Consider the following 24,520-nt stretch of genomic DNA (forward strand, 5'->3'; position numbering starts at 1 on the left):
GACGCGCTATGGAATATCTGATTCTCGGTATCGCGCTGCTCGTGGTCATCGCGGTCGGCGGGACGGTTGCCCTGCTCCGGTCCCGGTCGAGCGCCCCGACGATCGAGGCGCCGCCGCAACCGCCGCAGGTCACCGAGCCGTCGGGCGCAGGTGAGGAGCACGAGGGCGGAGCCGTCGCCACCGCCCCGCCGCCCGTCGAGGCGCGGCCCGCGCCCGAGATCGAGGTGCCGCCGCCGTCCGCGGGCCGCCTCCAGCGGCTGCGCGCCCGCCTGGCCAGGTCGCAGGGCACGCTCGGGCAGGGGCTGCTGAACCTCCTGTCGCGCGACACGCTCACCGACGACGACTGGGACGAGATCGAGGAGATCCTCATCACCGCCGACGTCGGCGTCGTCCCGTCCCGGCTGATCGTCGACGAGCTGCGCACCCAGGTCAAGGTGCAGGGCAAGCGCTCGCCTGACGAGGTCAAGGCGATGCTGCGTGAGCAACTTCTCGCCCAAATCGGCACCGATCTGCCGCGCGGCCTCAAGGTGGACAGGCACGGCAACCACCCGGCCGTCCTCATGGTCGTCGGCGTCAACGGCACCGGCAAGACGACGACGACGGGCAAGCTCGCCCGCGTCCTGGTCGGCGACGGCAAGCACGTCGTGCTGGGCGCGGCCGACACGTTCCGGGCCGCCGCGGCCGAGCAGCTCGCCACCTGGGGCGAGCGGGTCGGCGCGGTGACCGTCCGGGGCCCCGAGGGCTCCGACCCCGCCAGCGTGGCCTTTGAGGCCGTCAAGGAGGGCATCGCGGAGCAGGCCGACACCGTCATCGTCGACACCGCGGGGCGGCTGCACACCAAGGTCGGGCTGATGGACGAGCTCGGCAAGGTCAAGCGGGTGATCGAGAAGCAGGCGACGGTCGACGAGGTGCTCCTCGTCCTGGACGCCACCACCGGCCAGAACGGCCTCACCCAGGCCCGGGTGTTCGCGGAGGTCGTCAACATCACCGGCATCGCGCTGACCAAGCTGGACGGCACCGCCAAGGGCGGCATCGTCATCGCGGTCCAGCGCGAGCTGGGCGTGCCGGTGAAGCTCGTCGGGCTCGGCGAGGGCCCCGACGACCTCGCCCCGTTCGACCCCGAGGCGTTCGTCGACGCGATCCTCGGCTAGCCGGAACCGGAGCGGCCTTGGCCGAATCCAGGCCGTCTGCGGGATCCGGCTTGGAACGATCCCTCTCGATCTGTGCTTCTGTGAGGAGATAGGCACGAACCCGTACAGATCGGGGGGATGGAAGTGTCAACACCGACCAGGCGCCCGCACGGCGCTACGTCCGCGGGGGGAGAGGCCGCTCCGGGCGGCGCGCAGAGCGGCTCGGCCACCCAGACATCCGGCGCGCAGGGTATGCAGACGGCGGGCGAAAGGCCCATGATGCCGATGCTCTCGCCGGAGCAACGCATCACGTCGACGGCGTCGAAGGCGTCGGCGATCTCGGCGGGGGTGCTGATCCTCGGCACCCTGTTGCCGTGGCTCAGCGTCACCTTCTTCAGCGCGGCCACGCTGAGCGGCGTGCGCCTGTGGGAGGGCAAGATCGCCCTGATCCTCGCCTTCCTGGCCGGTGCGATGGCACTGACCGCGGCGGTGACCGACGGCAACCGGCGCGCCATGCTCATGGGCTCCGCGATCTGCGGCGCCCTGGCGTTCATCGCCTGCGTCGTCTTCGCGTTCAGGTTCAACAACGCGCTGGACATCCCGCCCGTCCTGGGCGGCAGCGAGGCCGTGGCGCTCGCTGACGCGGGCATCGGCCTCGACGCTGGCTGGTACCTGTCGATAGCCGCGAGCATCGCGCTCGTCGGCTTCGCCCTGTGGGGCGCGATGGCGCACAAGCAACAACAACACGTCCCCGGCATGGAATGGGTAGAACCGGGCACCCCCGGCACCCACACCACCGGCGGCGGCGCCCACCGCCAGCCCTGACCACCACCAACACCACCAACACCAAGGGGACCGGCCTACACCGGTCCCCTATCCGTGCCTCGTCAGGATCAACGCTTGACGCAGATCTTGATCCTCGGGTCGAAGGCGTCGTTGGCACCCTTCAGGTAAGCCGTGGTGCGGACGTGGGTGGCGAGACACAACGGCCTGGTCTTTCCAGGGTAGGCAACGTAGGTCGCGCGGCCCGTGAACGCGGCGACGTGGCTCTCGGCGAACTGCGTGTAGACCTTACGCTTCGTCATGTCGGTTGACGTGAGCCGGAGCACCTTGCGTGAGCCGCACTCCACGGTCACCGCGGTCCCGATCGTCCAGGGGAAGGAGACACTCGCGTCTGCCTTGAGGTCGCACTTGGTTTCGTACCAGTTCTGCTGCATGTGCATGCCGGAGAGCTTGGTGGCCTTGCCCTTGGTGCACTTGGTGAGTCCTCTCACCCGCATGGTGGGCTCGACGAGTCGGACGTCGTAGTAGAACTTGCCCGACTTGCCGTGACTCCGGATCTTGAAGGTGACGTTGCCCGAGATGGAGATGCGGATACAGCGCTTCAGTCCGAACGAGTACTGCTGCACGGAGGCCGAGTAGCTGCGCCCGTAGGTCATCGGTGCGGCGGCGGCGGGTGTCGCGACGAGCGGTGCGAGCAACGCGATGGCCGCAGCGATGATCACGAATCGGGGACGTGTGCTCAAGGTCTGCTCCTGTGGTCTCGGGGACGTGCAGGGCGAAAGTTGCAGGTGTGGGCAGTAGACCACGGAGCTTCCGGCTGGCCAAGATGTCGAGTTTGGCATGTTATGGACATCTGGTACCTGGCCACTTGCCGCGCTTTGGACCGGTGCGAGGGGGGAAACACTTGCGAAACATCGTGTTCGTATGTTTCACACGTCGGAAACATCGGTGCCGTTCGGGTGAAACCGCCGAGGAAGAGTCTTCTGGGCGAACGGAAACCCGCACTAGGAGGGGCGCTCTTCCTGATGGAAATCGACAGCGGCAATACAGCATGGATCCTCACGAGCGCAGCGCTCGTGTTGCTCATGACCCCGGGCCTCGCGTTCTTCTACGGCGGTATGAGCCGCGCGAAGTCCGTGCTCAACATGATGATGATGAGCTTCGTGTCCATGTCCGTCGCGGCCATGGTCTGGGTGTTGTGGGGCTACTCGGTGGCCTTCGGCAGCGACGGCGGCATCCCCGCCCTGTTCGGCGGCCTTGACGCGTGGGGCGTCGTCGGCCTCGAAGCCACCGGCGACGGTCACCCCGACCTCGCGTTCGTCGCCTTCCAGGCGACCTTCGCCATCATCACCGTCGCCCTGATCTCGGGCGCGATCGCGGACCGTGCCAAGTTCCTGACCTGGGTGATCTTCATCCCGATCTGGCTGACCCTGGTCTACCTGCCCATCGCACACTGGGTGTGGTACGCCAGCGCGGACGGCGAGTCGGCCGGCTGGATCGCCGACCTCGGCGCCATCGACTTCGCGGGCGGCACGGTCGTCCACATCAACGCAGGTTGCGCCGCGCTGGCGCTCGCCCTGGTGATCGGCAAGCGCAAGGGCTGGCCGAAGGAGCCGATGCGTCCGCACAACCTGCCGTTCGTGCTGCTCGGCGCCGGTCTGCTGTGGTTCGGCTGGTTCGGCTTCAACGGTGGCTCCGCCCTCGCGGCCAACGACCAGGCCGCCCTGGCGTTCCTCAACACCATCGTCGCCACCGGTGCCGCGGGCTTCGGCTGGATCCTCGTCGAGAAGTTCCGCGACGGCGCCCCCACCACGCTGGGCATCGCCTCCGGTATCGTCGCCGGTCTCGTCGCGATCACCCCGGCCGCCGCGGCCATGACCCCGCTGGGCGCGCTGGTCCTCGGCCTCGTCGCCGGTGCCATCTGTGCCGTCGCGGTCGGCCTCAAGTACAAGCTCGGCTACGACGACTCCCTGGACGTCGTGGGCGTCCACCTGGTCGGCGGTGTCATCGGCGCCCTGGCGATCGGTATCTGGGGTTCGGCCGCCTTCGGCGCCGACAGCATCCTGGCGGGCGGCGGTGTCTCGCTGCTCGGCAAGCAGGCCCTGGCCGTGGTCGCGACGCTGGCCTACTCGTTCATCGTCACCTTCATCATCGGTAAGGTCCTGGACCTGACCCTGGGCTTCCGGGTCGACGAGGAGGCTGAGGTGTCCGGCATCGACCTCGCCGAGCACGCCGAGACCGCCTACGACTTCGGGCCCTCCACCTCTGGTGGCCGCAGCGGCGCGCCCGCTCCGGTCTCCGCTGACACGAAGGTCGAGGCAGACGCGTGAAGCTCATCACCGCCATCATCAAGCCGTTCAAGCTGGACGACGTGAAGGCCGCCCTGGAGACCTTCGGGGTCAAGGGCATGACCGTCAGTGAGGCCAGCGGCTTCGGCCGCCAGAAGGGCCACACCGAGGTCTACCGCGGCGCCGAGTACAAGGTCGACGTCGTTCCGAAGATCCGCCTGGAGATCCTCGTCGAGGACGAGGATGTCGAAGAGGTCATCGACGTGGTCGTGAAGGCCGCGCAGACCGGCAAGATCGGCGACGGCAAGGTCTGGTCGACCTCGGTCGACACGGTGGTCCGCGTGCGGACCGGCGAGACCGGAGCCGAGGCCCTCTAAGGCGGGGCTGTCGGGTTCGGGGGAGAGCGCGAGGGGCGTTCCGGAGCACATCCGGAACGCCCCTTACTCTGTGCGTGAGAGGTGAGATGTGCTGAGTTTCGCGACGGAACGGGCCGCGCGGGTGGCCGAGCTCGACGAGTGGCTCGCCGACCTGGTGGGGGACACCGAGGGGGTGGCGCTCGTCGCGGTGGGCAGTCTCGGCCGTCGCGACCTGACGCCCGGCGGGGACCTCGACCTCGTGCTGGTGCACGAGGGCCGTGAGGACGTCGCCGAACTCGCCGAGAAGATCTGGTACCCGGTCTGGGACCGGGGCCTCAAACTCGACCATTCGGTCAGAACGGTGGCCGAGGCGCGGGCGGTGGCCGCCGAGGACCTCAAGGCCGTCCTGGGCCTGCTGTACGGACGCTGCCTGGCGGGGGACGGGAGGCTCGCCGACGAGGTGCGCTCCAAGGTGCTCGCCGACTGGCGCGCGTCCGCCAAGACGAGGCTGCCTGAACTGCGCGACCTGACCGTCGAGCGGTGGGATCACCTTGGCGAGCTGGCCTTCCTCCTCGAAGGCGACGTGAAGGACGCCCGTGGAGGGCTCCGTGACGTGCACGTCATGCAGGCCGTCGTCGCTACCTGGGCCGTCCCGGAGCCGTCGCCCAGGGTGCGGGCCGCCTACGACACGCTTCTGGAGATCCGTCACGCGCTGCACAAGCGGACCGGCCGCGCCGCCGACCGCCTCCTGCTCCAGGAGCAGGACGGCGTGGCGGAGGAGCTGGGGCTGGCCGACGGCTTCGAGCTGCTGGGCGCCGTCGCGGGAGCCGCCCGGACGATCTCCTACGCGGCCGACACGGTGTGGCGGAACGTCGAGCGGTTCTGTGCCCCGCCGGCCCGCAGAGAGCGCCGTCCGATCGCCGACGGCCTCGTGGAGTACCAGGGCGAGGTCGTGCTCGCCCGGGGCGCCGACCTGACCGACCCGTCCATGCCGCTGCGCGCCGCCGCCGCGTCCGCGCACGCGGGACTGCCGCTGGCGCCCGCGACGCTGGACCAGCTCGCCAGGTCGTTCAGGGGCCTGCCGGTGCCGTGGCCGGAGGCGGCGCGGACGGCGCTGGTCTCCCTGCTGGGCGCGGGTGCCGCCGCCATCCCCGTGTGGGAGGGGCTGGACCAGGCGGGCCTCGTGGTGCGGATGATCCCCGACTGGACGCGGGTGCGGAACCGGCCGCAGCGCAACGCCGTCCACAAGTGGACGGTCGACCGGCACCTGATGGAGGCCGCCGCGGGGGCCGCCGCCAGGACCCGTGACGTCTCCCGGCCGGACCTGCTGCTTGTCGGAGCGTTCCTCCACGACATCGGCAAGGACGGCTCGGGCAGGGACCATTCGGAGGCGGGCGCGGAGTACACCAGGGAGATCGCCGCCTATCTCGGCTTCCCTTCCGAGGACGTCGAGGTGCTGGAGGCCGTTGTCCTGCACCATCTCCTGCTGCCCGACACCGCCACCCGCCGCGACCTCGACGATCCCCTGACCATCGAGACCGTCGTCAAGGCCGTGAAGACGCCGCTGGTGCTGGAGCTGCTGCACGCCATCGCCGTGGTGGACGCGGGCGCGACGGGGCCCGCCGCGTGGGGCGGCTGGAAGGCGCGGCTGATCGACGAGCTCGTCCGGCGCACCGCCGCCGCGCTGCGCGGGGACGAGCCGCCGCGCACGCCCGCGCCGTCGTCGGCCCAGCTCGCGCTGGCCAGGCACGACGGTGTCGCGGTGCGGGTGAGCAGCACCGCCGTCCGGGGCACCTGGGCGCGGCACACCGGCGGCGCGCTGAGCGTCACGATCGTCGCGTGGGACCGGCCTGGGCTGCTCTGGCAGGCCGCGGGTGTGCTCGCCCTGCACCGGCTCGTCCTGCGCACCGCGCGGACGTTCTCGCACGGTGACGTCGGGGGCGGCAACGCCGTCATCGAGTTCACCGCGCAGCCGGAGTTCGGCAGCCCGCCCGAGCCCGCCTCGATCGAAGCCGATCTGCGGCGTGCCCTGGCCGGACGCCTTGACGTCGCGGACAGGCTGGAGAAGCGGGCCAGGTCGGTGCGGACGCGTCCAGGCGTGCCCGTGGCGCCGCCGAAGGTGACGTTCGTGGAGGAGGCGTCGAGCACGGCGACCGTGGTCGAGGTGCGCGCACACGACCGTCCAGGGCTGCTGTGGCGGATCGGCCGGATCCTGGGTGACTGCGGCCTGCACATCCGCGCCGCCAAGATCGACACGCTCGGTTCGGAGGTCGTCGACGTGTTCTATGTCGTCGGCCACGACGGACGCCCTGTGACGGACCCGGTCCTGCTCGCCGAGATCGAAGAGGACATCGTCGAGGCCCTGAGCTGAACGGCGGGTGGACGGGAGCCGAGGGGACGGGGCTCCCGTGGCCCCCGCGTGGTCGGGACGGACGGGGCTGAGACGGGCCGACGCCGGATGATGTTCGCTGTGGTCTGCGTTGTTTGCAGGCTTTTTACCAAACGAGCCGCAGATGGACATGTGATCGGATGCCGCCCGTTCGTCTGGCGGCCCCAGGGTAAACCTCCGCGAGCCAAGCGGTTCGCCGGCGGCGATATGGCCGCCGAAGCATCTTCGCGGAGGAAGAATGCTCAAGAAGATGGTCCTCAGCGTGGCGGTCGCCATGCTGGCCGTCTCGGTCGTCCAGGCTCCGGCGAGCGCCGACCCGGGCTTCACCCCGTCCAGGACCGACTTTGTCGGGGTGGGTTCGGACACCACCCAGGACGTGGTGAACGCGCTCGCCGCCGCGTACAACAAGCGGAAGCCGGCCAACCGGCTCGCCAGCTTCAACGCGACCGGCTCGGCGACCTTCACGCCGAAGGCGGGCCTGCCCAAGCGCGCGCGTGTTGTCGGTTCCAGCAACGGCATCAAGGCGCTGCAGGCCGACACCGAGGGCGCCTACGACTTCGCCCGCTCCTCGCGCGCGAAGAAGACCGACGGCACCGAGGCCACGCTCACCTTCTACGCCTTCGCGCAGGACGGCGTCACCTGGGCGGTGAACTACAACAGCTTCGCGCCCAAGAACCTGAAGAAGTCGCAGCTCGCGAACATCTTCAAGTGCTCCTCCTCGGCCCGTTACTGGGACCAGGTCGGCGGCAAGAAGAACGGCAAGAAGCGCGTCGCCATCAGGCCGTGGCTGCCGCAGGCCGGCTCCGGCACCCGCTCGTTCTTCCTCGGCGCGATCGGCCTGACCGACGCCCAGGTCGGCTCCTGCGTCAACCAGAAGGCCAGCAACATCGAGAACGACGGCAAGAAGGTCGGCACCAACCGCGCCGTCATCGCGCCGTTCTCCATCGGCCAGTGGGTCGCCCAGGCGATCTACGGCAAGAACGACCGCCACGGCAAGCTCGTCCTGGGCAGGATCGCGGGTGTCTCGCCGACCACCGGCAAGATCACGATCTCCAAGAAGGGCGCTGTCAAGGGCAAGAACATCCGCCTGAACGCCTCTGACTTCCCGCGCCAGCACCTGCGCCTCGTCTACAACGTGGTCCGCAACGAGGAGGCCGCCAAGTTCGAGCCGATCTTCGGCCAGACCGGCTACCTGTGCGACCAGACCAAGATCATCCGTGCCTACGGCTTCGAGCCGATCGGCGGCGGCTGCGGCGCCATCTCCTGACGCCCTGACCTCTCGCACAACGAGCCGAAGGCGACCGGCACCGTCCGGTCGCCTTCGGCCCCTGTCCTCATCAGAACGGCTACCACGATGAGCATGGCCCCCCCGGTCGCTCCGGGCACCGAGCCCGCGGCGCAGCGGCGGCGCGTCGTCACCGCGCGGTTCGCGCCGGTGGACGTCGCCTTCCGGACCGCCGTGCGCGGCTCCGGCGTGACCCTCCTGGTCATCCTCGGCTTCATCGGCCTCTTCCTGGCCCTGCGCGGCTTCTCCGCGCTCAACACGGCCGGATACCACTTCTTCGGCACCGAGTCCTGGGACCCGGAGCAGCACGACTTCGGCATCGCCGCGGTGCTGCCCGGCACCATCGCGATCGCGCTGACGGCGCTGGCGGTGGGCGTGCCCGTCGCGGTGCTCGCCGCGCTCTACATCAGCGAGTACGCGGCGCCGGGCATGCGCCGCGCGCTCATCTCCCTCGTCGACCTGATGGCCGCTATCCCGTCGATCCTCTACGGGCTCTGGGGGGTGACGTTCCTGCAGCCGCGCCTGATCGGAGTCTCGCGCTGGCTGTCGGACCATGCCTCTTTCATCCCGTTCTTCCGGGTGGACACCGACCACGCCGACCCCGGCTCCTACACCTCCTCGCACTTCATCGCGGGCATCGTCGTCGCGATGATGGTGATCCCGATCTGCTGCTCGCTGTCGCGCGAGGTGTTCTCCCAGGCTCCGCAGGCAGAGCGGGAGGCCGCCTACGCGCTCGGCTCGACCCGCTGGGGGATGATCCGCACGGTGGTCCTGCCCTTCGGGCGCGGCGGCGTCATCGGCGCGGCGATGCTCTCGCTCGGCCGCGCGCTGGGGGAGACCATCGCGGTCGTCCTCATCATCTCCCCGGACTTCCGGGCCACCCTCCACATCCTCGAAGGCGGCGGGAACTCGATCTCCGCCCTCATCGCGCTGCGTTACGCCGACTCCAGCGACTTCGGCCTGTCGGCCCTCATGGCCGCCGGACTCGTGCTGTTCGCGCTGACACTCGTCATCAACTTCTTCGCCGCCATGATCATCAACCGCAGCCGTTCCGGCGCTTCGACCGAGGCCTGACCATGACCATCGCCGACCAGCGCACCGACCCGTCCGCCGCCGAGGCGCCGCCGACGACGCGCGGCCGCTTCCGACCGGGAGGGGCCGTCCGCGAGGACCGCTACGCCCTCGTCGGGGCCGCCGCGGCGAGCCTCGCCCTGGTGTGGATCCTCTTCACCAGGCTGCTGCCGTTCACCGGCGCGCTCGGCTTCGCCGTGTGCTGGTACGGGGCCTTCCTCGTCCTGTACACGCTCGTCGTGACGCACGAGCACGGACGGCTCGCGGCCCTCGACCGCCTCGTCAGCGTGCTCGTGCACAGCGCGGGCGTGCTCACCGTCACCGTCATCGCGGCGATCCTCGGGTTCACCGTGCTGCGCGGCGCCCAGGCGTTCGCGCACTCCAACTTCTTCACCCAGACGATGTCGGACACCGGCGCGCTCGACCCGCTGACCAGCGGCGGCGTGCTGCACGCCGTCGTCGGCTCGCTGATCCAGCTCGGCATCGGCGTCGCCATCGCGGTGCCGCTCGGCATCGCGACCGCCCTGTTCCTCGTGGAGGTCGGCGGGCGGCTGACCCGTCCCGTGCGGCTCATCGTCGACACGATGAGCGCGCTCCCGTCCGTCCTCGCGGGGCTCTTTGTGCTCGCCGCGTTCATCCTGACGTTCGGATTCCAGAAGTCGGGCCTGGCCGCCGCGCTGGCCATCGCGATCATGATGGTGCCGATCGTCACGCGGGCGTCGGAGGTCGTGCTGCGGCTGGTGCCCGGCGGGCTGCGCGAGGCCGCCTACGCGCTGGGCGCCGGACAGTGGCAGGTCGTGTGGCGGGTGGTGCTGCCGACGGCGCGGTCCGGCCTCGCGACCGGCGTCGTGCTGGCGATGGCGCGCGGCGTGGGGGAGACGGCCCCGGTCCTGCTGACGGCCGGGTTCGCGCGCGGCATGAACGCCGACCCCTTCTCGGGGAACATGACCAACCTTCCCCTCTACATCTACACCTACGTGAAGTTCCCGCAGCCGGACATGGTGTCGCGGGCGTTCGGGGCGGCGCTGGTCCTCGCGCTCGTTGTGCTCGTGCTCTTCACCGTCGCGCGCCTGCTGGGGGGTGCGGCGCCCGGGCAGATGACGCGCCGCGCCCGCCGCAGGCTCGCGAAGGCGGACCGCGCCGCCGCCCAGGCCCCCGTCCCCGCGCCGTCCGGGGACCTTCCCCTCGCACCCGACAAGGAGACGTCCGCATGAGCGCTCGACGTCTGGGGGCGCTCGTCCTGGCGTCCCTGCTCGCCCTCCCGTGCGCGCGGCCGGCCGCCGCCGCGGACTTCGTGCCGGTGACCGGCAGCGGCTCGACCTGGAGCCAGGTCGCGCTCGACCAGTGGGCGGCGGCGGTGAAGAAGAACGGCATCACCGTCAACTACACCGGCTCGGGCTCGACCGCGGGCCGCACCGACTTCCGCAGCGCCCAGGTCGACTTCGCCGTCTCGGAGATCCCGTTCCAGTTGCGTCCTGAGGACGGCAGCCCGCCCGAGGTGAGCAAGCGCGACTACGCCTACATGCCGATCGTCGCGGGCGGCACCGCCTTCATGTACCACCTCACCAAGAACGGCAAGCGGGTGGAGAACCTGCGGCTGTCCGGCGAGACCATCACCAGGATCTTCACCGGGAAGATCACCAACTGGAGCGATCCGGCGATCACCAAGGACATGAACGGCGTCCAGATGCCGAACCGGAAGATCACCCCGGTGACGCGCTCGGACGGCTCGGGCACCACCGCGCAGTTCTCGCTGTGGATGGACGGCCAGTACCCCGACCTGTGGCGGCCGTTCTTCAAGAAGAAGGGCCTGACCTCGTACTATCCGACGCTTCCGGGTGGCAAGCAGCAGAACGGCTCCAACGGTGTCGCCGCCTACGTGGCGGCCAGCTACGGCGAAGGCGCCATCACCTACGTGGAGTACGCCTACGCGCGCAACGCGGGCTACCCGGTGGTCAAGGTGAAGAACAAGTCCGGCTACTTCACGCTGCCGACGGCCTCCAACGTCGCCGTCGCGCTCACCAAGGCCGAGATCAACGCGGACCTGACGCAGAAGCTCGAAGGCGTCTACAACAGCGCCGACAAGCGCGCCTATCCGCTGTCGAGCTACTCCTACATGATCATCCCGACGTCGACGCAGGCGCCCTTCACCAACGAGAAGGGCCAGACGCTCTCGACGTTCATCGACTACTTCCTGTGCGCGGGCCAGCAGAAGGCGCCGGAGCTGGGGTACTCGCCGCTGCCCAAGAACCTGGTCGAGGCCGCCTACAAGCAGATGAACCGGATTCCCGGCCACATCACCGCAGGCACCGACCTTTCCCGGTGCAAGAACCCCACGTTCGAGGGCGGTAAGAACGTGCTGCTGGAGACCGCGCCGCAGCCCGAGGCGTGCGACGAGGAGGGCAAGATCCCCTGCGGCGAGCCGGGCGCGGGCACCAGCGCCTCCGCGCCGCCCGGGGCGACGGCGGCGCCCACCGCGGACGCCACCACGCCCGCCGTCGCCGCCGGGGACGCCCCGGTGGTCGCCGCGGGCAGCACCGCCTTCGCCGAACCGGTCGAGGTGGCGGCGCAGAGCGGGACGGCGCTCGTCGCCGGCGCCGTCGCCACGGCGGTGCTGCTGGGCGCGCTCATGCTGCCGCCCGTCCTCACCGCCTACGCCCGTCGTCGGCGGCGTGCCGGAGGTGCCCGATGACGCGCCGGACAGGGGCCGTCCTGGCCGCCGTCGTCGTCCTGGCGTTCGGCGCGACCGCCGCCGCCGACCCGAAGACCATCGAGACCGCGACGGCGACACCGACCGCGACACCGTCCGCGACCGCCACCCCGAGCCCGTCCGCGTCGCCGTCGACGGACCCGGACGGCCCGGACGACCCGGACACCCCGGCGGAACCCACCGACCCGACCGACCCGGACGGCCCCGCCAAGCCCGAGTACCCGGGCAACACCAAGGGCAAGGTGACGCTCGACCAGTCCACCGACCTGGTCAACCAGGTCATCCGGGTGAGCTGGCGGGGGTTCACGCCGAGCTCCGACGCGTTCCTCAGCGACAGCACCACCCACGTCGTACGCGTCTACCAGTGCCGGGGGCAGCGGCCCGAGACCGTCGCCGACTGCTACGGCTCCGGCGCCTTCACCTACCCGGACAAGCCCAAGGGCGGCGGCGTGCTGCCGGACGGGCCGACCAACGCGGTCACCGCGCTGACCGCGTCGAACGGGCGCGGCTACGCCGACATCGAGGTGCGCACCATCGCCGAGTCGGCGAGCCTCGCCTGCGACGCCGTCGACGACTGCTCGATCGTCGTCATCCCCAACGACGGCGACCCGACCCGGCCGACCCTGGCGGGCCAGCTCGCCACCCAGGCCTACCTCGACTCCGACTGGGCCTGGGCCAACCGGATCGTCGCGCCGATCGGCTTCGCGGCCACCGCGGCGACCTGCGCGCTGGAGGACGCCGACTTCCGCATCACCGGCTCCCCCCAGGCCAAACGGCTCGTCGAACGGTGGCAGCCGGGGCTGTGCACCTCCAAGGCGGACCTGGACGTCGACTACACCTCGCTCGGCGAGCCGCTGGCGAGGTCCAGTTTCCAGACGAACGGCACCGACGTCGCCCTGACGACCCGGCCCGAGGACACCGCGCCGTCCCGCGCGTTCGACTACGCGCCGGTCGGTATCTCCGGCATAGCCGTCGCCTACCGCGTCGACGACGCCGACACCGGCAAGCCGATCACCGGGATCAAGCTGACGCCGCGCCTGGTCGCCAAGCTCCTCACCACGTCCTACTCGATGAACGCCGCGTGCGGTCCCGGCGTGAAGGACTGCAACAAGGCGACCGACGGCAACCCGCAAGACATCTTCCAGGATCCGGAGTTCCTCAGGCTCAACGGCGAGGAGCGCTCCTGGCCGAGCATGGCGTGGCCGACCGTCGTCTCCGGCGACAACGACCTCACCTACGAGCTGACCCGCTGGCTCGCGGCCGACCCGGAGGCCGCGGCCTTCCTCAAGGGCGCCAAGGCACCCGGCGGGATGACGGTGAACCGGAACTTCAAGGGCGCGGAGTTCCCGACGAGCGCGTTCGTGTCCCGCGACCCCGACAAGCGGTTCGTGCACGGGTTCATCCCGGTGTTCGGCCTGTCCGACGTCGCCCGCTACCTCGTGACGAACCGGGACAACAGTGAGAACTACGTCAAGGACCAGTACGGCAACTACGTGAAGACCGGGCCCTACGCCATCGGCAACCGCGGGCTGTTCGCCGTCGTCTCCACCTCCGACGCGCAGGCGCTGCGGTTCTCCTCCGCCCGGCTGCGCAACGCGGCGGGCAAGTACGTGGCGCCGACCGACGCGTCGATGACGGCGATGCTCAAGCACCTCAAGACCAACACCGACGGCGTCACCCAACTGCCCGACTACACCGCGAAGGACCCGAAGGCGTACCCGCTGACGCACGTCCAGTACGCCGAGGTGCCCACGAACGGGGTCGAGGCGGCGAAGGCGAGCAAGATCGCGGCCTTCCTTGAGCACGCGGCCGGTCCCGGCCAGAAGGCGGGCATCAAACCCGGCACCCGGCCCGTCGGCTACGTGCCCCTGACGGCGGCGATGCGGGCGCAGACGAAGAAGGCCGCCAAGAACGTCCTCGCGCAGAAGGGCACGATCCCCGAGCCGCCGGGGGCCGCCGCGCCCGACGCCCCGGCGGAGCCCGACGCGCCGGAGCCCGTCACGCTGCCCGCGATCCAGGCGGGCGCGCCCGCGCCCATGGGCGGACGCCTGTCGGCCGACGCGGCGGCGCTGCTCGGCTGGCTGCTGCCCGCGCTGCTCGGCACCGGCATCGGCGCGGTGCTGCTCGGCCCGATCCTGTACGCGGCGGGCCGGTTCGGTCTCGCCGTCCCGGCGCTGCCGTCGCCCAGGCTGCCGCACGTGAGCCCGCGGGGCGCTGGAAGGAGGCGCAAGCCGTGACCGCCGTCGAAGAACTGCCCGTGGCGGAGACACCGAAGGAAACGCCGAAGGAGACGGCCGCGCCTACGCCGCCGCCCGCGAGCACCAACCTGCCGCTGCGCGCGGCGGGCGTGGCCCTCGGTCTGCTCGGTGTGTTCGTGCTCGGTTTCCTCGCCTACCTCGCGGTGCTCTCACCGCTCCAGCACGACCGCGACCAGATCACCCGCTACGCCGACTTCCGGAAGGAACTCGCCGAGGGCACCGCGCCCGTGGCCCCGCCGATCGCGGCCGGGAAGTCGGTCGCGATCCTGGAGATCCCCCGGCTCGGGCTGCGTGAGGTCGTCGTGGAGGGCACGACCTCCGCCGACCTCACGCACGGCCCCGGCCACCGCCGCGACACCCCGTTGCCCGGCCAGCCGGGCATCAGCGTGATCCTCGGCCGGGCGGGCGCGTACGGCGGCCCGTTCGGCGACCTGGGCAAACTGCACACCGGTGACGTCATCACGGTGATCACCGGCCAGGGCCTCGCGTCCTACACCGTCAGCGGCACCGGGCCGTCGATCCTGCCGCCGGTCCCCGGGTCGTCCACGCTGGTGCTGGTGACCGCGGACAGCGGTGTCGCGCCGCGCGGGGAGGCCCTGGTGACGGCCCGGCTCACCAGCCAGCCCGTCGCGGGGAACTCCGCGGAGGCGCCGCGGATCCACCGGTCCGAGGTCGGCCTCAGCGGCGACCTCGGCGCGCTCGTCCCGCTGCTGCTGTGGGCCGAGGCGCTCCTCCTCGCGGTCGGGCTTACGACCTTCTCCTATCTGCGCTGGTCGAAGTGGCCCACCTACGTCATCTCCTCGCCCGTCCTGTTGGCGGTGCTCTGGAACATCTACGAGAGCCTCGCCCGGCTCCTCCCCAACACGCTGTGAAACTGGACGTGCATGACATGACCGACATGACTGACAACACGGTGATCGACAAGGTGCTGAACGCGGGTGCCGCCGCGCCGCGCGCCGGGAGCGGACTCGTCGCCACCGACGTGTCCGCCTGGTTCGGCGAGCGCAAGGTGCTCGACCGGGTCAACCTCACGATGGAACCCGGCAGGGTGACCGCGCTGATCGGCCCGTCGGGCTGCGGCAAGTCCACCTTCCTCCGGATACTCAACCGGATGCACGAGATGATCCCGTCGGCGTCGCTCGCGGGCGAGGTCGCCCTGGACGGCGCGGACATCTACGCGCAGGAACGCCGCATCACCGAGGTGCGCCGCCGCATCGGCATGGTCTTCCAGAAGCCCAACCCGTTCCCCACGATGTCGATCTACGACAACGTGACGTCCGGGCTGAAGCTCTCCGGGATGAGGGTCGCCGACAAGGACGCGCTCGTCGAGCAGTGCCTGCGCCGCGCGGGACTGTGGAAGGAGGTCGAGAAGCGGCTGCGCGCCCCCGGCGGCGCGCTGTCCGGCGGCCAGCAGCAGCGCCTGTGCATCGCGCGGTCCCTCGCGGTCGCGCCCGAGGTGCTGCTCATGGACGAGCCGTGCTCGGCCCTCGACCCCACCTCCACCCGCCGGATCGAGGAGACGATCGGCGAACTCGCCTCCGAGGTCACGATCGTCATCGTCACCCACAACATGCAGCAGGCGCAGCGCGTGTCCGACACCTGCGCGTTCTTTCTCGCCGAACAGGACACTCCCGGGCGTATCGTGGAATCGGGCACCACGTCGGAGATCTTCGACAGCCCGGCGGACCCCCGCACCGCCGACTACGTCAACGGCCGCTTCGGATAGGTAGGCTGTTCGCATTCCTTTTCCCGCGTCACGCTAGGACGGACCGTGTTCGAGAATCTCTCCGATCGGCTGACTTCGGTCTTCACGAACCTGCGCGGCAAGGGCAGGTTGTCGGAGTCCGACATCAACGCCACCGCGCGGGAGATCCGGGTCGCGCTCCTGGAGGCGGACGTCGCGCTGCCCGTGGTCAAGGAGTTCGTCGAGAGCGTCAAGGAGCGGGCGCGCGGCGCCGAGGTCGCCAAGGCGCTGAACCCGGCGCAGCAGGTCGTCAAGATCGTCAACGAGGAGCTCATCGAGATCCTCGGCGGCGAGACGCGCAGGATCCGCTTCGCGAAGACGGCGCCGACCGTCATCATGCTCGCGGGCCTGCAGGGCGCCGGTAAGACGACGCTGGCGGGCAAGCTCGCGCGCTGGCTGAAGGAGGAGGGCCACACGCCCCTCCTGGTGGCCGCCGACCTGCAGCGCCCCAACGCCGTCCAGCAGCTCCAGGTGATGGGCGAGCGGGCCGGGGTGCCGGTCTTCGCGCCCGAGCCCGGCAACGGCGTGGGCGACCCGGTGCGCGTCGCGCAGTCCTCGATCGCCGAGGCCAAGCGCGCCCTGCACGACGTCGTCATCATCGACACCGCGGGCCGCCTGGGCATCGACCAGGAGATGATGCGGCAGGCCATCGACATCCGGCGGCACACCCAGCCGGACGAGGTCCTGTTCGTGGTGGACGCGATGGTCGGCCAGGACGCGGTGAACACCGCGCAGGCGTTCATGGACGGCGTCGGCTTTGACGGCGTCGTGCTCACCAAGCTCGACGGCGACGCCCGCGGCGGCGCGGCCCTGTCGATCCGGCAGCTCACCGGACGTCCCATCATGTTCGCCTCGACCGGGGAGAAGCTCGAGGACTTCGACGTCTTCCACCCGGACCGCATGGCGGGCCGCATCCTGGACATGGGCGACATCCTCACCCTCATCGAGCAGGCCCAGCGCCAGTTCGACGAGGAGGAGGCGAGCCGGATGGCCGGGAAGCTGGCCGCCGGCGAGGACTTCACGCTGGACGACTTCCTCCAGCAGATGATGATGATCCAGAAGATGGGCCCGATCGGGAACCTTCTGGGCATGCTGCCCGGCATGGGCCAGATGCGGCAGCAGATCGACCAGATCGACGACCGCGACCTGGATCGGGTCGCCGCGATCATCCGCTCGATGACGCCGGGCGAGCGCGCCGAACCGAAGATCATCAACGGTTCGCGCCGCTCCCGCATCGCCAGGGGCTCGGGCACCACCGTCGGCGAGGTCAACTCGCTCGTCACCCGCTTCTTCCAGGCCCAGAAGATGATGAAGGCGATGGCCGGCGGCATGGGCATCCCCGGCATGCCGGGCACCCGCCGCAAGGCCGTCAAGCAGACCAGGCCCAAGAAGGGCAAGCAGCGCTCCGGCGACCCGCGCAAGCGCGCCCTGGGCGGCCCCCCCAGGCCCGCCGAGCCCCAGCCCGGCGCCCTCCCCCCCGCCTTCGGCGGCGGCCTCCCCACCCAACTCCCCCCCGGCTTCGAAATGCCCGACCTCGGCAACCTGGGCCACAACAAAAAGGACAAGGACTGACCAGCCGGTTCCAGGGAGCGCCGCCAGGCGCGGCCCGCCACCCGATCCCGGAGCGGCGGAGCCGCGACCATCGAACACAGCGTGGCGGGGCTGACCAGTCTTCTGGGTCTGGCAGAATGGGCGGCTGGAAACCCGGTACGTGAGGCGCCCTCTCTCGCCCTGACGCCCGGAGTCCATTCGAACGTACGCCGCGCTGGTCCCCACCCTTGCGGTGGTCGTTCGCCAGTTACCGAAACCGGAGTTACCACACCCGTGGCAGTCAAGATCAAGCTCAAGCGCCTCGGCAAGATCCGCGGCGCCCAGTACCGCATCGTCGTCGCCGACGCCCGTACCAAGCGTGACGGTCGTGCGATCGAGGAGATCGGCAAGTACCACCCGAAGGAGGAGCCCTCGCTGATCGAGGTGAACTCCGAGCGGGTCCAGTACTGGCTGGGCGTCGGCGCGCAGCCGACCGAGTCGGTGGCGAAGCTGTTCAAGATCACTGGCGACTGGCAGAAGTTCAAGGGCCTGCCGGGCGCCGAGGGCACGCTGAAGACCGCCGAGCCCAAGACCGACAAGGGTGAGCTGTTCGCCGCCGCCGCCAAGGACGCCGCGAACCTCGACGGTGGCGCCGCCACCACCCCCAAGGCCAAGAAGAAGGCCGAGGCCAAGGACGCCGACACCGAAGCCCCGAGCGAGGACTAAGTGCTCGAAGAAGCGCTCGAGCATCTGGTCCGCGGCATCGTCGATCACCCCGACGAGGTTCAGGTGGGCGCCAAGCGGATCCGCGGTGGCCGGGTCCTGGAGGTGCGCGTGCATCCTGAGGACCTCGGCAAGGTCATCGGCCGGAGCGGGCGTACCGCCAAGGCTCTCCGTACGGTGATGGGCGCCCTGTCGGGCGGCCGTTACGTGCGGGTCGACCTGCTCGACGTGAACGAGGTCCGCTGACCTGTGCAGCTGGTAGTGGGCCGCATCGGCAAGCCGCACGGGATCCGGGGCGACGTCACGGTCGACGTCCGCACCGACGACGTCGACGCCCGGTTCGCGCCGGGCACGGCGCTCGTCACGGATCCCGTGTCGGCCGGTCCGCTGACGGTTTCTTCCGCCAAATGGCACAGCGGCCGCCTCATCGTCCGTTTTGAGGGTGTCGCCGACCGGAACCGCGCGGAGGAGTTGCGCGGTATCTGGCTGGTGATCGACTCCTCCGAGATCGTCCCGTCGGCCGATCCCGACGACTTCCACGACCAGCAGCTCATCGGGCTGAGGGTCGTCACCACGTCCGGCGAGGAGATCGGCACGGTCGCCGACATCCTGCACCACGCGCAGGAGCTCGTGGTGGTGGACACCCCGACCGGTGAGCGGTATGTCCCGTTCGTCGCGGCGCTCGTCCCCGAGGTGGACCTGGCCGGCGGGCGGATGGTCGTGGACCCGCCCGGCGGGCTCTTCGACTAGCCCCCCGGAACCCATGCGCTTCGACGTCATCACGATCTTCCCCGAGTACTTCTCGCCCCTGTCCGCCTCCCTTCTGGGGAAGGCCGCTGACAAGGGGCTGCTTTCGTTCGGCGTGCACGATCTGCGTGACTGGGCGTATGACAGGCACCGCACCGTGGACGACACCCCTTACGGGGGCGGCCCCGGCATGGTCATGAAGCCCGGCCCCTGGGGTGAGGCCCTGGACGACGTCCTGACGCCGGAGAGCCGACTGGTGGTGCCGACCCCGTCAGGCAGGCCGTTCACTCAGGCCGTCGCGGGTGAACTGGCCACCGCGTCCCACCTTGTGTTCGCGTGTGGACGGTACGAGGGCATCGATTCGCGCGTCATGGCCCACTACCGGGACGTCGTGCCGGTCGAGGAACTCAGCATCGGCGACTACGTCCTGGCGGGCGGGGAGGTCGCCGTCCTGGTGATGGTCGAGGCCGTCTCCCGGCTTGTCCCCGGAGTCCTGGGCAACGCCGAGTCCGTCTCGGACGACTCCTTCGCTCCCGGCCGTATGGAGACCCTCGTGGAGGGGCCCGTCTACACCAAGCCGCCTGTGTGGCGCGGCTTGGACGTCCCTGCGGTGCTGAAGTCCGGGCACCACGGGAGGATCGCGCGCTGGCGGCGCGACGAGGCCCTCCGTAGGACGGCCGAGTCGCGTCCCGACCTGCTGGCGCGGATGGACCCCGAGTCGCTCGACAAGCACGACAGGGCGGTCCTGGACACGATCGATTTGGAGCGCCACCCGGGGGATGTGGCAGACTAGTGCGGTCGCGCGCCTTCGCGCGAGCAGCCATATCCCCGCACCTGACGCCCCCATCTCCGCTTCCTGGGGCCTCTCCGGTCCGGGCCAGTCAGCAAGGACAGCCATGCACACCCTGATCCAGGAGATCGAGAAGGCCGCGCTGCGGTCGGACCTTCCGGAGTTCCGCCCCGGCGACACCGTCAAGGTGCACGTGCGGATCACCGAGGGCAAGGTCAGCCGTATCCAGCTCTTCGAGGGCGTCGTGATCCGTCGTCAGGGCGGCGGCGCGCGGGAGACCTTCACCGTCCGCAAGGTCAGCAAGGGCGGCTACGGCGTCGAGCGGACCTTCCCGCTCAACCTGCCCGCCATCGAGAAGCTCGAGGTCACCATCCGCGGTGACGTGCGGCGCGCCAAGCTCTACTACCTGCGCAACCTGCGCGGTAAGGCCGCCCGCATCAAGGAGAAGCGCGACTTCTAGTCGACGCCCCCACGCCTTTTCCACGCCCGGCCCGGGGTCGGCCGCTCCCGACGAAGTCGGGCTCGCAAAGCGGTCGGCCCCGGGCCGTAGCAATGCAGCCCGTGTTCTTCGCGGGGCGGGCGTTCGGCGTTCTTGGCCCGTCCCTGACCCGGTCATGGCACCGGCGCGCGGACCCGTCCGGCGCGCGGCGCTAGGCTCGACCCCTGATGAGCGACGAAGAACCAGGGCCGACCGCGTCCGGGGAGGAGCGAAGGCCGGTGCGTTCCGACACCGACGGCGTCACCGCAGGCGAAGGCGAGGAGACCGAGGGGTCCGAGGCCCCCGCCGAGGAGAGGAGGCGCGGCGCCTTCTGGAAGGAGCTGCCCGTCCTCATCGGCGTGGCGCTCGTCCTCGCGCTGGTGATCAAGACGTTCGTCGTCCAGGCGTTCTACATCCCCTCGGCGTCGATGGAGTCCACCCTCCAGATCGGCGACCGGGTGCTGGTCAACAAGCTCGTCTACAAGACGCGGCCGGTCGCGCGCGGCGACATCGTCGTCTTCAACGGCCTCGACAGCTGGGACCCCGAGGTGCAGGTCGCCGAGCCCGCCAACCCCGTCCAGCGGGCGCTGCGGGCCGTGGGGACGGCGTTCGGCGTCGTCCCGGGGGAGAAGGACTACATCAAGCGCGTCGTCGGGATCCCCGGCGACCACGTGGTGTGCTGCGACGCCCAGACAGGGCGGATCACCATCAACGGGACGCCGCTGGACGAAAGCGCCTACCTGTACCGGGATCCCGGCTCGGGGGAGCAGAACGCGCCGTCCACGCAGAAGTTCGACGTCGTCGTGCCGCCCGGAAGGCTGTGGGTCATGGGCGACCACCGGAAGGTGTCCTGGGATTCGCGCGGGCACCAGGCCGATCCCGGCAGCGGCACCATCCCGGTGAGCAGCGTCATCGGACGCGCGTTCGTCGTCGTCTGGCCGGTGAGCCACTGGCAGATCCTTGGAATCCCGTCCGCCTATGCGCGGATGAGCGGCACGTCGGCGGCCCCGGCGGGCCCGTCCGGCGGCGGGGTCGCGGCCGTGGCCGCGCTGCCCTTCCTGCTGCCGCTCAGGCGGTTCTGAGCGGGCGTCGCGGGCTTTCCGGTCCCGTGACCCGATCCACACCGCACGATGCGGGGGATCTCGCCGGGCATTGGGTGGATGTCCCCCGGTGGGCGTAAGGTTCCGGGTATGTACAGGCTCGACATCCGGTACCGCTCGTGATCACGGGACTACGGCGGCCGCTGCGGTTCACGCCGCGTCGCGACGCCGGGATGTACGGCTACGAGAGGGCGCTGGCGCACGGCGGGTTCACCCGGGTCGCGGGGGTCGACGAGGCGGGGCGCGGGGCCTGCGCGGGGCCCCTTGTCGTCGCCGCGGTGATCCTCGACGGCCTGCGGGTGCCGGGCCTCGCGGACTCCAAACTGCTGACGGCGGCGCGCCGGGAAGCCCTCTACGAGGAGATCACCGCTCGGGCCGTGTGGTCGGCGCTCGTGATTTCGACCGCCGAGGTCGACCGGACGGGAGTACACGCCAGCAACGTCACGGGAATGCGCCGTGCCCTGAAGGCGCTGCCCACTCCGCCGTCCTACGTGCTGAGCGACGGGTTCGGCGTGCCGGGCCTGGAGGTGCCCAGCCTTCGCGTGATCAAGGGCGACCGCGCGGTGGCGTGCATAGCGGCGGCGTCCGTCGTCGCGAAGGTGACAAGGGACCGGATCATGGAGGGGCTGCACGAGGTGTACCCCGCATACGGGTTCGACGAGCACAAGGGCTACGGCACGCCGGAGCACATGGCCGCGCTCACCGCGCACGGGCCCTGCCCGGAGCACCGCTTCTCCTTCGTCAACGTCCGCGCGCGTGCCGCGGGCGGCTCGGGAGTGGTCGCGCTCCCGACCATGGTGAACAATGAGCTGATGGGAGGAGAAGATGAGCGCTGAGGACCTGGAGAAATACGAGACCGAGATGGAGCTGCAGCTCTATCGCGAATACCGTGACGTCGTCGGCCTGTTCACGTACGTGGTGGAGACGGAGCGCAGGTTCTACCTGACCAACACGGTGGACCTCCAGGTGCGGGCGCTTGAGGGCGGCGAGGTGTACTTCGAGGTGACGATGCAGGACGCGTGGGTCTGGGACATGTACCGGCCTGCCCGCTTCGTCAAGAACGTCCGGGTCGTCACGTTCCATGATGTGAATGTCGAGGAACTCGCCAAACCGGATCTTCAGCTGCCGAACTGACCGGTCGCTCTTCTCCCTTTTGCACTTTTCTCGGTTTTTGCCGTGGCGGGCCGCCGTGCCCGGCGCGAAGAAAGTTATCCACAGAATTTAGTTCGGGGGATTTTGTCGGTCGGGGTCGGGTGCAGTGTGAGGCCCGGAGGTGATCGGCATGAACGCCAACCACGAACTGGGCCGGCGCGGTGAGGACGCGGCGGCCGCCTACCTGCGGAGCCTCGGCTGGCGGGTGCTCGCCCGGAACTGGCGCTGCCCCGAGGGCGAACTCGACATCGTCGCGCACGACGGGCGCCGCCATGTCTTCTGCGAGGTCAAGACGCGCACCAGCGTCGCCTTCGGGCATCCCGCCGAGGCCGTCACACCGGCCAAGGCCCGCCGTTTAAGGCGTCTGGCACTGCGCTGGGCTCGGGAGCACGGGGTCAGGCCCGACCGGATCCGGATCGACCTGCTCGGCCTGATCGGCGGGCGCGGCCCCGGCTTCACCGTCGACCACCGGCGGGAGGTGGCGTGATGACGCTCGCCCGCACCCGGTCCACGGGGCTGGTCGGGGTCCGCGGGTACCTCGTCGACGTCGAGGCGGCGATCACCAGCGGCACCCCGGGCCTGCACCTGGTCGGCCTGCCCGACACCGCGCTCAGCGAGGCCCGCGATCGCGTCCGCGCCGCGATCATGCACTCGGGCGAGGAATGGCCGGTCCGGCACGTCACCGTCGCGCTCGGCCCGGCCGGGCTGCCCAAGTCCGGCGCCTCGTTCGACGTGGCGATCGCGGTGGCGATCCTCGCCGCGGCCGGGGTGCTGCCCGCGTCCGTCTGCGCGGAGCCGGTGATGATCGGCGAACTCGGGCTCGACGGCGGGGTCCGTCCCGTGCCGGGCGTGCTGCCCGCCGTCCTCGGGGCCGCCGAGGCGGGGGTGCGCACGGTCGTGGTGCCGCGCGCGAACCGGCCGGAGGCGGAGCTCGTCCCCGGGATCAAGGTCGTCGCGGTCGGCACGCTGCGGGCGCTGCTGTGCGAGCTGCGCGGCGAGCCGCCGCCGCTGGAGCCCGAGCCGGACGATGAGCCGCCGAGGCCGCCGCTGCCCGGGGAGCCGTCACGCGGGCGGCGCGGCGCGCTCGACCTCGCCGACGTGCGGGGGCAGGCCGAGGCGCGGCGCGCGCTGGAGATCAGCGCGGCGGGCGGCCACCACCTGTTCCTCGCCGGCCCGCCCGGCTGCGGCAAGACCATGCTGGCCGAGCGGCTGCCCGGCCTGCTGCCCCCGCTGGACAGGCAGACGGCGCTGGAGGCCACCGCGATCCACTCGGTGGCGGGCACCCTGCCGCCCGGCCAGCCCCTCATCGACCGTGCCCCGTTCCACGCCCCGCACCACAGCGCGTCCCGCTCCGCCATCGTCGGCGGCGGTTCGGGCCGCCGGGTCCGCCCCGGCGCCGTCAGCCTCGCGCACGGCGGCGTGCTGTTCGTCGACGACCCCAGGGATCAAGTTTTACACACTGTGGGAGTCCTACAAGGTCACAGGCCCCGCATGGGCCCTGTGTATAGGTATGCATGAGGGCCTGAGAGCCCCTGTAGGCCCTGCTGAGCGGACCGGAGACCGGAGCGCGGGTCACGCACAGGCCCGCACTGTGTGCGTGCCTCTGAGCCCTGCTGAGGGTGGGGTGAACGTGTGTCGGCACGAAGGATGCGGAAGCACTCCCCGGTGCCCCGTGCTGCTCTGTGGCTGAGGGTGTGACGTGATGAGGGGCGCGGAACGAAGCGCGCATTGGCGCATGGAATGGAACGTGTACGGACCTGGGGTAATAACCCTTCGGACCTCCTTTTGTCCCCGCCGGGGGTACTCTTCTTTAGGTCGGTATGGAATTGGGAGTTTTGGACGTCCGATAATCCCCCCAAATACCTATAGGGGGTATTTTCGCCCTGCCCTCAGCTTATCGTTATTCCTGAACGGGAATATTCAAGCTAAGCGTTGACCCTGCCTGCACGGTGGCCTTAACTTGTTTACGGATCACCGATCTAGCGG

At 70.3% G+C, this 24,520-nt stretch carries 24 protein-coding genes; 23 read left to right on the forward strand and 1 reads right to left on the reverse strand.

Annotated elements, in window-relative coordinates; translation table 11 throughout:
* Positions 1 to 8: 8 nt before the first annotated feature.
* Together ftsY and LO762_RS04125 are read left to right on the forward strand one after the other, a co-directional pair.
* Entirely contained in the window at positions 9 to 1,151 is a 1,143-nt protein-coding gene (gene ftsY / locus LO762_RS04120; RefSeq protein ID WP_230612553.1) for a signal recognition particle-docking protein FtsY, read from the forward strand.
* Between the two features lie 264 nt (positions 1,152 to 1,415).
* Positions 1,416 to 1,955, forward strand: coding sequence for a hypothetical protein (locus tag LO762_RS04125; RefSeq protein ID WP_230612554.1), 540 nt, complete (start codon positions 1,416 to 1,418; stop codon positions 1,953 to 1,955).
* Between the two features lie 68 nt (positions 1,956 to 2,023).
* On the opposite strand, the gene LO762_RS04130 is transcribed toward LO762_RS04125, so the two are convergent.
* A complete protein-coding gene (locus LO762_RS04130; RefSeq protein ID WP_230612555.1) occupies positions 2,024 to 2,656 on the reverse strand; it encodes a hypothetical protein in 633 nt (210 codons plus the stop codon).
* A gap of 282 nt (positions 2,657 to 2,938) precedes the next feature.
* Here LO762_RS04130 and LO762_RS04135 point away from each other — a divergent pair, with 282 nt between their 5' ends.
* The 21 genes from LO762_RS04135 (at position 2,939) to LO762_RS04235 (ending at position 24,052) form a co-directional block, all read left to right on the forward strand.
* Positions 2,939 to 4,243 (forward strand): ammonium transporter, encoded by a 1,305-nt coding sequence (locus LO762_RS04135; RefSeq protein ID WP_255684544.1) that lies wholly within the window; start codon positions 2,939 to 2,941, stop codon positions 4,241 to 4,243.
* On the forward strand, positions 4,240 to 4,578 hold the full coding sequence (locus LO762_RS04140; RefSeq protein WP_230612556.1) for a P-II family nitrogen regulator: 339 nt from the start codon (positions 4,240 to 4,242) through the stop codon (positions 4,576 to 4,578). The genes LO762_RS04135 and LO762_RS04140 overlap by 4 nt, the downstream gene beginning before the upstream one ends.
* 88 nt (positions 4,579 to 4,666) lie before the next feature.
* The gene (locus tag LO762_RS04145) at positions 4,667 to 6,928 is read left to right on the forward strand and encodes a [protein-PII] uridylyltransferase (protein WP_230612557.1); all 2,262 of its coding nucleotides are present in this window, start codon (positions 4,667 to 4,669) and stop codon (positions 6,926 to 6,928) included.
* 256 nt (positions 6,929 to 7,184) lie between these two features.
* Complete coding sequence (locus tag LO762_RS04150; protein WP_230612558.1) at positions 7,185 to 8,213, forward strand: PstS family phosphate ABC transporter substrate-binding protein; 1,029 nt, start codon at positions 7,185 to 7,187, stop codon at positions 8,211 to 8,213.
* A 93-nt stretch (positions 8,214 to 8,306) separates the two neighbouring features.
* The gene (gene pstC / locus LO762_RS04155) at positions 8,307 to 9,305 is read left to right on the forward strand and encodes a phosphate ABC transporter permease subunit PstC (RefSeq protein ID WP_230612560.1); all 999 of its coding nucleotides are present in this window, start codon (positions 8,307 to 8,309) and stop codon (positions 9,303 to 9,305) included.
* Positions 9,306 to 9,307: 2 nt separating this feature from the next.
* Positions 9,308 to 10,516, forward strand: coding sequence for a phosphate ABC transporter permease PstA (pstA, locus tag LO762_RS04160; protein WP_230612562.1), 1,209 nt, complete (start codon positions 9,308 to 9,310; stop codon positions 10,514 to 10,516).
* Positions 10,513 to 11,994 carry a phosphate ABC transporter substrate-binding protein PstS gene (gene pstS / locus LO762_RS04165; protein ID WP_230612564.1) on the forward strand — a complete coding sequence of 494 codons (1,482 nt, stop codon included), beginning with the start codon at positions 10,513 to 10,515 and terminating at the stop codon, positions 11,992 to 11,994. Before pstA ends, pstS begins: the two co-directional genes overlap by 4 nt.
* Positions 11,991 to 14,249 carry a hypothetical protein gene (locus LO762_RS04170; protein ID WP_230612566.1) on the forward strand — a complete coding sequence of 753 codons (2,259 nt, stop codon included), beginning with the start codon at positions 11,991 to 11,993 and terminating at the stop codon, positions 14,247 to 14,249. The genes pstS and LO762_RS04170 overlap by 4 nt, the downstream gene beginning before the upstream one ends.
* Positions 14,246 to 15,142, forward strand: a complete 897-nt coding sequence (locus LO762_RS04175; RefSeq protein ID WP_230612568.1) for a sortase — start codon at positions 14,246 to 14,248, stop codon at positions 15,140 to 15,142. Before LO762_RS04170 ends, LO762_RS04175 begins: the two co-directional genes overlap by 4 nt.
* Positions 15,143 to 15,168: 26 nt before the next feature.
* Positions 15,169 to 15,996, forward strand: a complete 828-nt coding sequence (locus tag LO762_RS04180; RefSeq protein WP_230612570.1) for a phosphate ABC transporter ATP-binding protein — start codon at positions 15,169 to 15,171, stop codon at positions 15,994 to 15,996.
* A gap of 45 nt (positions 15,997 to 16,041) precedes the next feature.
* Positions 16,042 to 17,586, forward strand: a complete 1,545-nt coding sequence (gene ffh / locus LO762_RS04185; protein ID WP_230612572.1) for a signal recognition particle protein — start codon at positions 16,042 to 16,044, stop codon at positions 17,584 to 17,586.
* A gap of 252 nt (positions 17,587 to 17,838) precedes the next feature.
* A complete protein-coding gene (rpsP, locus tag LO762_RS04190) occupies positions 17,839 to 18,270 on the forward strand; it encodes a 30S ribosomal protein S16 (protein ID WP_230612574.1) in 432 nt (143 codons plus the stop codon).
* Positions 18,271 to 18,513 (forward strand): RNA-binding protein, encoded by a 243-nt coding sequence (locus tag LO762_RS04195; RefSeq protein ID WP_230612575.1) that lies wholly within the window; start codon positions 18,271 to 18,273, stop codon positions 18,511 to 18,513.
* 3 nt (positions 18,514 to 18,516) lie between these two features.
* Entirely contained in the window at positions 18,517 to 19,017 is a 501-nt protein-coding gene (rimM, locus tag LO762_RS04200; protein ID WP_230612577.1) for a ribosome maturation factor RimM, read from the forward strand.
* 13 nt (positions 19,018 to 19,030) lie between these two features.
* Entirely contained in the window at positions 19,031 to 19,807 is a 777-nt protein-coding gene (trmD, locus tag LO762_RS04205; protein WP_230612579.1) for a tRNA (guanosine(37)-N1)-methyltransferase TrmD, read from the forward strand.
* A 103-nt stretch (positions 19,808 to 19,910) separates the two neighbouring features.
* Positions 19,911 to 20,264 (forward strand): 50S ribosomal protein L19, encoded by a 354-nt coding sequence (rplS, locus tag LO762_RS04210; protein ID WP_230612581.1) that lies wholly within the window; start codon positions 19,911 to 19,913, stop codon positions 20,262 to 20,264.
* A 206-nt stretch (positions 20,265 to 20,470) separates the two neighbouring features.
* The gene (lepB, locus tag LO762_RS04215; protein ID WP_230612583.1) at positions 20,471 to 21,364 is read left to right on the forward strand and encodes a signal peptidase I; all 894 of its coding nucleotides are present in this window, start codon (positions 20,471 to 20,473) and stop codon (positions 21,362 to 21,364) included.
* A 137-nt stretch (positions 21,365 to 21,501) separates the two neighbouring features.
* Positions 21,502 to 22,218 (forward strand): ribonuclease HII, encoded by a 717-nt coding sequence (locus LO762_RS04220; RefSeq protein WP_308103281.1) that lies wholly within the window; start codon positions 21,502 to 21,504, stop codon positions 22,216 to 22,218.
* Complete coding sequence (locus tag LO762_RS04225) at positions 22,208 to 22,516, forward strand: DUF2469 domain-containing protein (protein WP_123662559.1); 309 nt, start codon at positions 22,208 to 22,210, stop codon at positions 22,514 to 22,516. The genes LO762_RS04220 and LO762_RS04225 overlap by 11 nt, the downstream gene beginning before the upstream one ends.
* A 148-nt stretch (positions 22,517 to 22,664) precedes the next feature.
* Positions 22,665 to 23,021: a YraN family protein gene (locus tag LO762_RS04230; protein ID WP_230612585.1), complete on the forward strand. Its 357-nt coding sequence runs from the start codon at positions 22,665 to 22,667 to the stop codon at positions 23,019 to 23,021.
* Positions 23,021 to 24,052 (forward strand): YifB family Mg chelatase-like AAA ATPase, encoded by a 1,032-nt coding sequence (locus tag LO762_RS04235; protein ID WP_230612587.1) that lies wholly within the window; start codon positions 23,021 to 23,023, stop codon positions 24,050 to 24,052. Before LO762_RS04230 ends, LO762_RS04235 begins: the two co-directional genes overlap by 1 nt.
* The last annotated feature ends 468 nt before the right edge of the window (positions 24,053 to 24,520 follow it).

Source organism: Actinocorallia sp. API 0066 (genome assembly GCF_020991275.1).
Taxonomy (GTDB): Bacteria; Actinomycetota; Actinomycetes; order Streptosporangiales; family Streptosporangiaceae; genus Actinocorallia.

Excerpts from the sequence above, each read along its gene's own strand:
- trmD (WP_230612579.1), top strand. The coding sequence starts at position 19,031 with ATGCGCTTCGACGTCATCACGATCTTCCCCGAGTACTTCTCGCCCCTG.
- pstA (WP_230612562.1), top strand. The coding sequence starts at position 9,308 with ATGACCATCGCCGACCAGCGCACCGACCCGTCCGCCGCCGAGGCGCCG.
- ftsY (WP_230612553.1), top strand. The coding sequence starts at position 9 with ATGGAATATCTGATTCTCGGTATCGCGCTGCTCGTGGTCATCGCGGTC.
- LO762_RS04150 (WP_230612558.1), top strand. The coding sequence starts at position 7,185 with ATGCTCAAGAAGATGGTCCTCAGCGTGGCGGTCGCCATGCTGGCCGTC.
- LO762_RS04235 (WP_230612587.1), top strand. The coding sequence starts at position 23,021 with ATGACGCTCGCCCGCACCCGGTCCACGGGGCTGGTCGGGGTCCGCGGG.
- lepB (WP_230612583.1), top strand. The coding sequence starts at position 20,471 with ATGAGCGACGAAGAACCAGGGCCGACCGCGTCCGGGGAGGAGCGAAGG.
- pstC (WP_230612560.1), top strand. The coding sequence starts at position 8,307 with ATGGCCCCCCCGGTCGCTCCGGGCACCGAGCCCGCGGCGCAGCGGCGG.
- rplS (WP_230612581.1), top strand. The coding sequence starts at position 19,911 with ATGCACACCCTGATCCAGGAGATCGAGAAGGCCGCGCTGCGGTCGGAC.
- LO762_RS04230 (WP_230612585.1), top strand. The coding sequence starts at position 22,665 with ATGAACGCCAACCACGAACTGGGCCGGCGCGGTGAGGACGCGGCGGCC.
- LO762_RS04225 (WP_123662559.1), top strand. The coding sequence starts at position 22,208 with ATGAGCGCTGAGGACCTGGAGAAATACGAGACCGAGATGGAGCTGCAG.
- LO762_RS04180 (WP_230612570.1), top strand. The coding sequence starts at position 15,169 with ATGACTGACAACACGGTGATCGACAAGGTGCTGAACGCGGGTGCCGCC.
- pstS (WP_230612564.1), top strand. The coding sequence starts at position 10,513 with ATGAGCGCTCGACGTCTGGGGGCGCTCGTCCTGGCGTCCCTGCTCGCC.
- LO762_RS04170 (WP_230612566.1), top strand. The coding sequence starts at position 11,991 with ATGACGCGCCGGACAGGGGCCGTCCTGGCCGCCGTCGTCGTCCTGGCG.
- LO762_RS04125 (WP_230612554.1), top strand. The coding sequence starts at position 1,416 with ATGCTCTCGCCGGAGCAACGCATCACGTCGACGGCGTCGAAGGCGTCG.
- LO762_RS04135 (WP_255684544.1), top strand. The coding sequence starts at position 2,939 with ATGGAAATCGACAGCGGCAATACAGCATGGATCCTCACGAGCGCAGCG.